13 protein-coding genes are annotated in these 10,207 nt (G+C 37.6%); 2 read left to right on the forward strand and 11 right to left on the reverse strand.

The window, feature by feature from the left end; genetic code table 11:
• Nucleotides 1–128 precede the first annotated feature (128 nt).
• Nucleotides 129–920, forward strand: coding sequence for a MerR family transcriptional regulator (locus tag PZE06_RS07440; RefSeq protein ID WP_150915007.1), 792 nt, complete (start codon nt 129–131; stop codon nt 918–920).
• Nucleotides 921–992: 72 nt separating this feature from the next.
• On the opposite strand, the gene PZE06_RS07445 is transcribed toward PZE06_RS07440, so the two are convergent.
• Both PZE06_RS07445 and PZE06_RS07450 read right to left on the reverse strand, forming a co-directional pair.
• Complete coding sequence (locus tag PZE06_RS07445) at nt 993–1,334, reverse strand: hypothetical protein (RefSeq protein WP_225310633.1); 342 nt, start codon at nt 1,332–1,334, stop codon at nt 993–995.
• A 43-nt stretch (nt 1,335–1,377) separates the two neighbouring features.
• On the reverse strand, nt 1,378–1,857 hold the full coding sequence (locus tag PZE06_RS07450) for a DUF4825 domain-containing protein (RefSeq protein WP_095309303.1): 480 nt from the start codon (nt 1,855–1,857) through the stop codon (nt 1,378–1,380).
• 611 nt (nt 1,858–2,468) lie between these two features.
• Between PZE06_RS07450 and PZE06_RS07455 the strand changes: the two genes are divergently transcribed.
• Nucleotides 2,469–2,618, forward strand: a complete 150-nt coding sequence (locus PZE06_RS07455) for a hypothetical protein (protein ID WP_170943557.1) — start codon at nt 2,469–2,471, stop codon at nt 2,616–2,618.
• Between the two features lie 141 nt (nt 2,619–2,759).
• Here PZE06_RS07455 and PZE06_RS07460 read toward each other — a convergent pair whose 3' ends face one another.
• From PZE06_RS07460 to PZE06_RS07500, 9 genes are all read right to left on the reverse strand, one after another.
• Nucleotides 2,760–3,515 (reverse strand): SDR family NAD(P)-dependent oxidoreductase, encoded by a 756-nt coding sequence (locus tag PZE06_RS07460; protein ID WP_095309301.1) that lies wholly within the window; start codon nt 3,513–3,515, stop codon nt 2,760–2,762.
• A gap of 35 nt (nt 3,516–3,550) precedes the next feature.
• Nucleotides 3,551–4,318 (reverse strand): VOC family protein, encoded by a 768-nt coding sequence (locus PZE06_RS07465; RefSeq protein WP_150915008.1) that lies wholly within the window; start codon nt 4,316–4,318, stop codon nt 3,551–3,553.
• 11 nt (nt 4,319–4,329) lie between these two features.
• Nucleotides 4,330–5,124 carry a pyrroline-5-carboxylate reductase gene (proC, locus tag PZE06_RS07470; RefSeq protein ID WP_225310634.1) on the reverse strand — a complete coding sequence of 265 codons (795 nt, stop codon included), beginning with the start codon at nt 5,122–5,124 and terminating at the stop codon, nt 4,330–4,332.
• 89 nt (nt 5,125–5,213) lie between these two features.
• The gene (locus PZE06_RS07475; protein ID WP_150915010.1) at nt 5,214–6,047 is read right to left on the reverse strand and encodes a MetQ/NlpA family ABC transporter substrate-binding protein; all 834 of its coding nucleotides are present in this window, start codon (nt 6,045–6,047) and stop codon (nt 5,214–5,216) included.
• Between the two features lie 61 nt (nt 6,048–6,108).
• Complete coding sequence (locus PZE06_RS07480; RefSeq protein ID WP_150915011.1) at nt 6,109–7,122, reverse strand: uroporphyrinogen decarboxylase family protein; 1,014 nt, start codon at nt 7,120–7,122, stop codon at nt 6,109–6,111.
• A gap of 19 nt (nt 7,123–7,141) precedes the next feature.
• Nucleotides 7,142–7,801 (reverse strand): methionine ABC transporter permease, encoded by a 660-nt coding sequence (locus PZE06_RS07485; RefSeq protein ID WP_170943556.1) that lies wholly within the window; start codon nt 7,799–7,801, stop codon nt 7,142–7,144.
• Nucleotides 7,801–8,820: a methionine ABC transporter ATP-binding protein gene (locus tag PZE06_RS07490; RefSeq protein ID WP_095309292.1), complete on the reverse strand. Its 1,020-nt coding sequence runs from the start codon at nt 8,818–8,820 to the stop codon at nt 7,801–7,803. Before PZE06_RS07490 ends, PZE06_RS07485 begins: the two co-directional genes overlap by 1 nt.
• Nucleotides 8,821–8,843: 23 nt before the next feature.
• Nucleotides 8,844–9,527 carry a GntR family transcriptional regulator gene (locus PZE06_RS07495; protein ID WP_095309426.1) on the reverse strand — a complete coding sequence of 228 codons (684 nt, stop codon included), beginning with the start codon at nt 9,525–9,527 and terminating at the stop codon, nt 8,844–8,846.
• A gap of 593 nt (nt 9,528–10,120) precedes the next feature.
• A partial coding sequence (locus PZE06_RS07500; RefSeq protein WP_275791656.1) for an IS3 family transposase occupies nt 10,121–10,207 on the reverse strand: 87 nt, incomplete at its 5' end.

The raw sequence follows: 10,207 nt of genomic DNA on the forward strand, positions 1-10,207 counted from the left end.
GTTTTTAAGTTGATATCACATTTAGTAGGAGTTCACCAATCTGATCACCTATACAGATTTCCCCTTGCCCCCGCCGTTACGTCATATGCTACGCTGTAGGTATCATACGTAAAGGAGAAGATGATGATATGCTAAAACAAGAACCCCTTTATACGATTAGTGAGTTTGGGCAGAAAGCACGAATTACGGTTCGGACACTACGATTCTATGAAGAATTGGGGTTGCTCATCCCATCTCAAAAAAATAGTGCTGGACATAGACTATATGGCTTAGAAGAATTAACGAAGCTTCAGTTGATCCAGTCTTTAAAATTTATCGGCTACTCTTTACAAGAAATCAAAAACTTACTTGAAGATGATGTCGAAGGATTACCACAACTTGAAAAATCTTTAGCGTGGCAACACCAATTATTGACTGAAAAAAGGAATGAGCTAAATCGGGCAATTGAAGCGGTAGAACGTATTCAAACGCTGATGTTAGAAGGAAAACCTATTACTTGGACAATTTTGCGTTCGCTTCTTTATCAAATGGAACATGAGAAGGAACAAGAAGAATGGATAAAAGAGAATTTTCCTGAAGACATTGCCAACCGCTTTTTCTCTCTTTCACCTGAGCAACGGCAACAAATCGAATTAGAAATGTTAGACTTGCTATCCACAATCAAAGAATTAATAAAAAGTGGAGCATCTCCTCAGTCCCCTGAAGCGTTTGATGTTCTCACAAAACTAACAGAAATGCTCACTCGACATATCGAAGATCCTGAGGAATTCGCAGAACAGCTTGAAAAGGCACAACAATCAATGGAAATCGAAGAATTAGATTTCAAGTTTCCTAATTTCTTCACAGAAGAAGAAGAAGCTTTTTTAACAGCTATCGGAGAGGCGATGGAGGAGATGTACAAAGAGGAGAATAATCTTTAAGGTTAAAGGCAAGGTTTCATTCAGAATACCTTGCCTCTGCTTGTTTGAAAAAACACAATTATTTCCTTTAGCTTAATAGTCTAATTGACGTAAGTACAAAAGAAGCTCACCATCAGTTAATTTTTTCACCGCATATTTTCTGATCCTACTGTCAATTTGCTTTTGCTGCTTACTTCCAGCACTAAATTTATTAATTAATTGGTAAAAAATCTCGCTCAAAATCCCTGCACTGCCACGAAAGCCTAAATTAAACCCTAATTGTTCATTCTCAGATAATGGAAATTCTGTATTATCTTGAAATTCTTTAACATAATCGTTTGTAATTAAAATATAAGGTTCTTTGTTGGTTAATCCACGAAGAAGTTCTTCAGCATTATGGGCGACAAAATAGCTTTCATCATTCTTCAAAACCATTTCTTTTCCCTCCTATAAATTAGTGTATCTACTTATATCTAAATTAACTACTCATTAATAATTGATTCACTTTGCTTTCATCTGCTAAATATTTTTGAATAAGTTCTCTTAGTTCATCTTCAGTTTCGATTTCACTCAGTTCAGTATCATACCATGATTGAATATTTTCCTTTGTAATCATGTATTGACCTAAATCAGAATGAAATACTATCCAATCAACATTGCGCACTAAAGTGAATAAGAAGGTTGCATTGTATACCACTGTTTCTTTATATTCTTTCTGTGATTGTTCCCAAGCATAATTTAAGGTGATTCCATAAGGTTGTTCATTTGTTTTAAGTTCCATGCCAGTTAATTGCTTTGCACCTGCCAGCCGATTGGCAATATTTCCTACCGCACTGTTATCACCCACAAATGAATCTTTATACTGAAAGATATCATCGTTTATATGATCTGTATTACATCCACTTAATAAATATAATCCCAACAGTGAAATAAACAAAAACTTTACGACTTTTATCAATTTACTCCCCCTTTATACATGTACACTTGTGATACTTAAGAAATTACCTTTAAGTTTTATATATTTGGTTTTAGTCAAGAAAAAAAACAACTATACTATACTTTACCTACTATAGATTAGAGAAGTCCCATGACAAATCTTCTTTTTTATAGAACATACTTTTTCGATATATCCTCACTTATATAGAAATACGTTTTAAAATGCTAATAGTTTCCTTTTTTAAAGACTTTCTTAACCAAAATTGTTATAAAATGAGCAAAAATCATACCGATATATGACAATGCCTTTCTAAAAAGACTGCTCATCACTTCAAACCTCGTGAATGTTTTAACCTATAGGCACTTAACCTTACCAACTCTGGACAAAAAAATTTTTTTCAATCATCATGTCAGTAACGATTAATTACTGCATTCGTAAGCTGTAAAAAGAGATAAATCAAAGTTGAATACTCGATTGAAAAAATCATTATTCATTAATATTCTCCCATTTGTCAGTAGTTTACTATAAACTTAAAATATGACAAATTAAAAAATTCTCTACATTACGTTTAATATTGAATTCATTCCTAGCTAAAATCAACAAAGTTCAAATGGTAGATTGGAGGAAAAGCCTTGAGGGAATTTATTGGTCATTGTAAAATCTGCGGAAAAGAAATTTATTGTGAAAATGGCTTTTTTAACGGGGTACTGCTTCCAGGACATGATTACCTTTGCTTTGAATGTGATAAGAGAAAAGGGCATGAACAGTTTGAAAAACAATAAGCTTATTTATTTGTCAGAAAAAACCCCTTCTTTATACAATCCATATGTTGCCCTTCTCCTAATAAAAAACGAGCAAAATAAATGGAATAAACAGTTGGAAGCATTTGATTCCCCCTGTTTATTCCAAGCACCATCCGTCATTTATATCGACAATCCCCCATCAATCGTTATGTTACTTCCATTCATAAAGGCAGCTTCATCGCATGCTGCAAATAAAATTGTGTGGGCAATTTCTGAACTTTTCGCAAGTCGGTTCATCGGTTGTCTCGCTAAGTACATATCTAGCATTGCTTGTGGGTCATCAGCGCTGTCGATTTTTGCTTGAACACCATCCGTAATTGTAGTCCCTGGAGAAACACAATTGACCCTAATATTATCATCCATACAATCGATCGCTATTGATTTTGTCAATGCTAAAACCGCACCTTTTGAAGCGGAATATGCACTCCGATTCTTATGTCCCTTCTCTGCTGCAACAGAACCTACGTTTACAATAACTCCGCCACCTTGCTTTTTCATCTCTTTTACCACATATTTTGAGACTAAAAATGTGCCTTGAACATTGACTAGTAACGTCTCTAATAAATCATCTTCTGTAGTCGTCTCAATGGTCCCTGGTAAAACAACTGCTGCATTATTCACAAGGATATCGATTCGCCCATAAGTAGCAATCGTTGCTTGCACCAGTTTTTTTACATCCTCTACTTTTGAAACATCTGCTTGTACAAAAATAGCATTAAAACCATCTTCTTTTAAAAGCTCTAATGTTTCTTTCCCACTATTACTGCGAGAATTAACGACAACCTTGGCACCACTTTTTGCAAATTGAACAGCCGTCTCTCTCCCAATCCCGGCACCAGAACCTGTAATTAACACAACTTTATTGGTAAAATCCATAATACACCTCCCTTTTTCTCCAATTCTCTGTGCCGTCACACTAGTTTATATTGCCCTTCGCCAATCGTGATTGATTTCCCTTTCAACTCGAGAACATCAGTATGGAAAACTAGTTGTTGCATACGATTGAGTGGACCTTTTTTAAAAACAAACGCCTGCTTCTCAACCGCTAATCTTACTTCTGGCAAATCGGATTTTTCATATTCAAACCCAAATAACTCATGCCAGTGCTTGGCCACAGCAACTGGGTCTTCCACATCAAACACAGCCTCAGCGATCTGCACATCTCCAGCTGGATGCGCTTGAATGATTCCTGACTCTTTTAATCTTTCTCTCCGTTCTTGCTCAGATCCCGTCCATTGAATCACAAAGGGATATGGCAATCCTTGAAAGTCACCGGCAATCGTCATCATCTTCCACTCAATCAAATTTCCTTGTGCATCCAATCGTTTCCCATCCATAATTGGTGACATTTGTAGCTGAAATGCTGATAATTGCTCTCTCACCGTTTCAATATCATCTGTCCTTAAAGCAACTCGGCTCAATTCTTCCCGATGAGGTAACAATTTTATCGAATCCTTCACCACGTCATTTGGCTCTTTAACACTCTCTACCAATGAACGATCCTCGACAGCTAGAAATTCAATATAGCAAAGATCAAAATAACTTAACGCATTATACGTTCCCCATAGTTTATGTGATCCGCCCATAAATGCGTTTAAACCCACTTCTCTAAATTTTGCCATTGCCTTTTCTAGATCATTGACATAATGAACCGTATGATCCCATTTTATGCTAGCCATTTGAATCCTCCTTATTCTTGCCCTAATTCAGTGGTTCGCTTTACTGCTTTTAAAACGCTGCGCTGCAAACCAGCAGCAAAATCTGAATTGTTCAACTCATGAAGTGCGTTAATGCCAACCCCACCAGCAGAATTATTAATATCTAACAACTGCCGAGGATGCTTTCCAGTTTGCCTCAACATTTCAACCGCGCCCTGCACATTTTCCAAAGCAATCTCCCACGATTGTTGACGGGGCAATCCGGCCAAAACACCCGCATCAGCAAATGATTCGATAAAATAATAAACATAATTAGGTCCAGCAACGCCAAAACCGGTAAAAATATCAATCAATCGCTCTTCTACATACATCACCTTGCCAAATCCACTTAAAAAGCGATCCACTTGTTCTTCTCTAGCGTATTTATTTAAAGAAACACCGCTGTAACCCAATCCAGTATCAGTCAACGTATTAGGGATCACTCGCGCAATAGCCCGGTCCTCACCAATAAAGTTCGTCAGTTTTTCGATTGTCACACCAGCAACAATGGAAACGACAACCGCCTCCTTCCGACTATGCTCACGAATCAGTGTTCCAACAGAGGCCAAATCGTCTTGTGGCCTGACGCCAATTACAATAATATCCGCTTGCTTTAACGCAGCAGACTGCTCTACATTAGCTGAAACCTGATAGTTTTTTGTTAAATATGTATTCCTTTGTTCAGATATATCTGCAACAGTAATTTCCTCTTTACGTACCGTTTTATTTGCTAAAACTGCGCGAATGATTGCTTCTACCATCTGTCCGCCACCAATAAAATGAATCATACTCATTCCTCCTACTGATTAATTATTTTGTTAACAACGATGTAAATGGAATAAGCAGAGACCTTAGCCCCTACTTATTCCAGTAAAATTTAGTTGTTCTCCCAAGCCTCTGGTAAAATAAAACCATCATATTTTTCTTGCGATAAAATATATTCCTCAAATTCAGGTGACTCGTAAGCTTCTTTTACATCCTTCGCCCATTGTGTATTTAAATCTTCCTCTAATATAGAAACGATAATGCGGTGTTCCTCTGGCGTATTTTCAATTTTTAATGCATCGGATATTTTCATACCAGCATCAGCAATATAGTTTCCATTCACGACACCAAAATCAACATCCTTCAATGAAACTAAAATTTGCGCTGGATCTAGCACTTGAAATTTAATATCATAAGCTGCCGGTGTTACACTATTTAAATTAAAATCGGTCGTTCCAGCTCCATCAGCTACATTCACCCAACCAAGCTCCTCCAAAATGCGTACAGCCCGTTCCTGATTTACCGGATCATTGGGCACCGCTACTGTTGAGCCTTCTTGAACAGCATCAAGCGAGTCATGGTTAACTGAATGCAAGCTTTGCGGTGCACCTGGAGAAAATGCCAAGCGAACCATCTTAATTCCTAATTCCTCATTAATCCCTTCCATGTAGGCGGTACTTTGAAAGACACTGGCATCAATCGCTCCCTCAGCCATTGCTGGGTTTACTTGCATATTTTGCGAGAACACTTTAATTTCAACATTGTAGCCTTTTTCTTCTAAGATTGGTAAGATCCCATTGCGGAATTGTTCCTCATAAGTGCCTACCCCAAAACCAAAGATAAGATCTTTTTTCTCTTCACCGCTGTCACCTTGAGAATCTTCGTTTCCACAAGCAGTTAAAACAAGCAGTGTAAACAAGACAAGAATCGATAATAATTTCTTCATTTTAATAGTCCCCCTATATTTCACCTTTACTAAACCATCAGTCTTAATCCTTACATATAAATTACATCACGCTCTTCCTTAAAGTATTTAATGCCTCCTCTGCTGCTTTCACTGAAACTGCACAGTTCGGCACCAATACAAAAGGTTCATCGTGCATAAGGTCTAGCGCTTTTTTTGCTTGTTGCTCAATTAATCCATTGTCACCCCCTTCAAAAATGGTATGATCAACACCTGCCACCTTTGTTTTGCTTATTTTCAACTCTAAACCAGGATTTCCTTCTGCCTCAGTATCCCAACTAATCCCTTCAACTGGGTAATCAACGAACCGTGCCGGCTGAGCATGTGCGCCGCACGTATGAAGGATTCGTTTTCCTTTTTTCATTGCATTTAAAACGATTAGATCATACGGTCTAGAAAACTCATTAAAGGTTGCTTCATCAAATAAATCCGGATGTGCCGTGCCCGTTACGGCGTAAAATAATCCATCAATCCCGTCTTTTTCCAATTCCTTCATATATTGAGCCATCGTTATCGCAATCGCATGTAACGCTTGATGGACACCCGAACGCTCTGACTTTAAAAGTTCTCTAAAATCAACCGGCTCATCGCTCCCATACATAGTCTGATTAACATATGAAGAATTTCCTGTTAAAAACATTAAAATCGTTAACGGTGAAAAGACAGTCTGAACCAGCGGCATTTCCGGTAAACCCTTTCGAATCAACCGCATGGCTTCAAGCTGTTCCTGAAGGGGGACAGATGTCGCTACTTCCACAGCTTCCACATGCCAAACATCTCCAGGCTGATTGATAACCGCATGAGTTTGCTTTGGAAAAACCCATCGGTAATCGTCAAAATCATACTTATTGCCAAAAGCCTCTGCTAAATACGTTGCTCTTGGATTGATCTTAATCCAATCCCAATCATATTTTTTCGCAAACGTAATAGTTGCCTCTGCTAAATCAACTGCTGTTTGCTCTTTTTTTAAAAAATGATGCCAACTGCTAACGATGGGGCGATCTGCTTTTTTGCCCGTCAAAATTTGTTCAAAGCGCTGTTTCTTCGTAAAACTCATAAACCATTACACTCCCTTTCTATTCCTTCCTTGCTTTTCGAGCTAATGCATTACCAGTTGATTGAATGATTTGTACAAAAATAACAAGAATAATAACAGTAGTTACCATGGCGAATGTATCAAAACGTTGATAACCATAGACAATTGCCAAGTCACCAACCCCACCGCCACCGACAGTTCCTGCCATCGCAGTCGCACCAATTAATCCTATCGTTGCAGTTGTAATCGATAAAATGAGTGAACCAAATGCCTCCGGCAATAAAAAATGCCAAATAATTTGAAACGGTGTCGCCCCCATTGACTCCGCCGCTTCAATAATACCGGGATTTACTTCGAGCAATGAATTTTCAACTAATCTAGCAATGAAAGGCGATATAAAAATAATAAGTGGGACAATTGCTGCATTTGTGCCAATTGATGTTCCAACAATCATTCGTGTGAATGGGATGATCGCCACCATTAAAATAATGAAAGGCAATGAACGAACGATATTTATAATCGGATTTAAGATCGAATAGAAAATTTTATTTTCCAATATCCCACCTGGCCGTGTTACAACGAGCGCTATTCCGAGCGGGATGCCAACCAATGAACCAATTAAAAGCGACATGCCAACCATATATAGCGTATCTATACTTGCCTGTAAAAATTGATCTAGTGTAATGACGGTCTCAAACATTATTCAACAACCTCCTCAACGCCAGCACCTTTATCTTTTAAAAGTTGCACTGTTTTTTCAATAGCAGATGCCTCTCCAGCAATTTGCAAGTACATAATAACGAGTGTTGTTTCCTGAATCTCCGTCATATTGGCAAATAAAATATTTACCTCAATATCATGTGCTTTCATTACTTGATGAACAATTGGCTCGGAAGCAACCTCACCTTTTACTTCAACTCGAAACACCTTGCTGTTGCCTGTCTTCTTCAATGAACGCTTGACACTCTCTGGAATGCTGTTATGAATCACTGTTTTAACAAAGTTTTTCGTCGTTGGATGCTTCGGATGTCCAAAGACGTCCAGCACTGAACCTTCTTCAATGATTTCTCCCGCCTCCATGACGGCAACTCGATTACAAACTTCCTGAATTACTGACATTTCATGGGTAATAATCATAATCGTTATGTTATATTCCTGATTGACTCGTTTCAGCAATTGCAAGATTGATTGTGTTGTTTGCGGATCTAGCGCCGATGTCGCTTCATCACAAAGTAATATTTTCGGGTTCGATGCAAGTGCACGGGCAATTCCGACACGCTGCTTCTGCCCTCCCGACAGTTCTCTCGGATAACTCTTTGCCTTCTCACGTAAGCCAACGAAGTCAAGTAGTTCCATTACTCGTTGCTTAATCTCTTCTTTTGGTTTTTTCGCTAATACGAGCGGAATCGCGACATTGTCAAAAATAGTCTTTGATTCTAGTAAATTAAAATGCTGAAAGATCATCCCGATCTGTTTTTTCATAGCACGCAATTGACTGTCCGATAGGTGATTAAGCACCTGCCCATCAACGATTACCTCACCATCTGTTGGCCGTTCTAAATAATTTACAAGGCGCACTAAAGTACTTTTCCCTGCACCGCTATAACCAATAACCCCAAAAATATCCCCTTCTTCAACCTTTAAATCAATCCCTTTAAGGGCCTCCGTAGTCACATCTTTCCTTTTATAAGTTTTATAGACACTCTTCATCTCAATCATCTTAATATCCCCCTGCAATTTCTCTAATCTACAATGTTTCCTATTTTAGAGTTTGCTTTATCTTCAATTCTATTAATAACGTCTTTTAAAGTGCTTAAAATATGTTTTTTCATTGCCAACTCTGCGAATGCACCATCCTTATTTTTGATTCCCTCTAGAATCAGAGCATGTTCATCAACCTGATTGCTCCACTTCCCATACATTGAAACGAAGTGACAATAGCGATTGGCATGATCTTTTATCATACTAAGAAGCTTAACCGACGTTTTTAAACCACTCATTTCCGCCAAATAGTCATGAAAATCATTTCCATATGTAACAAACTCTTGACTGTAGCCAAAGTGATAGGCTTGGCGCAATTTTTCCAATATTTCCGTAAGAACATTAATATCATCACTCGAAGCGTTCGTTGCAGCATTTCTTGCAATACTTCCTTCCAGCATGCTGCGAATTTGAAAAATTTCCTCCACTTCCTCCTTCGTTATAGAAGCCACTTTTAATCTTCCATTCGGTTGGCGAATGAGGAATTCTTCCATCTCTAGCATTTGAAGTGCTTGACGTAGCGGTGTTCGACTAATCTCCAACATTTCAGACAGTTGCTCTTCACGAACAACCTCATCTGGCTTAAATTCGCCGTATATTATTTTTTGCTTGATCTGGTAATATGCAACATCTTTCGTCAATCGGCGGTTTTGTACCAAATTCATCTCCTCTTCCTTTTCCATTTTTAATCATGCTTTGGCACAGGTGATAATGGAGAATCACGAAGTTTAAAATATTTGTATAATTGTATACATTTTTTTCAAAAAAATGGAATCGCTCTTTCTTTAAATAGACTACGGTTACTTATTACTTTAAATATTCAGAAATCCATTCCTAAATAAAAAGCTTTACTATTTTGTGTGATACCTTAGTTTCACATGCCTTCCGTTAAAAGCCTCCTGATTGCATGGAACGATGGAAAAAACAAGAGAAAAATCAACAGGAAATGCTAAATAAAAAAATGCTCAGCTTTGACCCATACTATATCACTCTATTTTTATAATTCCAATGAGTTTAATCGGTTATTGATCCATACTATACCATACAATGAAGAATATTCAAACATTTTTAATTGTAAAAAAGGGAAAGTCGTCTGCAAATTACGTGATTCATCATCAATTATTTTTTAAAAGTCACTTTCCTATTGACTGAGGTAATTTATGACAGGAAGAAAGAACTAAAGATAGTTGAAGAAAATAAAAAGGAGAAAGGGTTATTTAAACTGGCACCTATGTCAAGGACACAATAAAAAAAGAGATTAAGCAACTAGAAGATGATTCCTATATTGAATAGGGGTCATCTTTTTTAAGTCCCACTGATATCGATAGTTGTTATAGTAAACCAT

The organism is Robertmurraya sp. DFI.2.37 (assembly GCF_029211245.1).
Taxonomy (GTDB): domain Bacteria; phylum Bacillota; class Bacilli; order Bacillales; family Cytobacillaceae; genus Robertmurraya; species Robertmurraya methanolica_A.

Coding starts and splice junctions, on each gene's coding strand:
- PZE06_RS07490 (WP_095309292.1), bottom strand. CDS start 8,820: ATGATTGAGATGAAGAGTGTCTATAAAACTTATAAAAGGAAAGATGTG.
- PZE06_RS07465 (WP_150915008.1), bottom strand. CDS start 4,318: ATGGCTAGCATAAAATGGGATCATACGGTTCATTATGTCAATGATCTA.
- proC (WP_225310634.1), bottom strand. CDS start 5,124: ATGATTCATTTTATTGGTGGCGGACAGATGGTAGAAGCAATCATTCGC.
- PZE06_RS07480 (WP_150915011.1), bottom strand. CDS start 7,122: ATGAGTTTTACGAAGAAACAGCGCTTTGAACAAATTTTGACGGGCAAA.
- PZE06_RS07440 (WP_150915007.1), top strand. CDS start 129: ATGCTAAAACAAGAACCCCTTTATACGATTAGTGAGTTTGGGCAGAAA.
- PZE06_RS07475 (WP_150915010.1), bottom strand. CDS start 6,047: ATGAAGAAATTATTATCGATTCTTGTCTTGTTTACACTGCTTGTTTTA.
- PZE06_RS07485 (WP_170943556.1), bottom strand. CDS start 7,801: ATGTTTGAGACCGTCATTACACTAGATCAATTTTTACAGGCAAGTATA.
- PZE06_RS07460 (WP_095309301.1), bottom strand. CDS start 3,515: ATGGATTTTACCAATAAAGTTGTGTTAATTACAGGTTCTGGTGCCGGG.
- PZE06_RS07495 (WP_095309426.1), bottom strand. CDS start 9,527: ATGAATTTGGTACAAAACCGCCGATTGACGAAAGATGTTGCATATTAC.
- PZE06_RS07445 (WP_225310633.1), bottom strand. CDS start 1,334: ATGGTTTTGAAGAATGATGAAAGCTATTTTGTCGCCCATAATGCTGAA.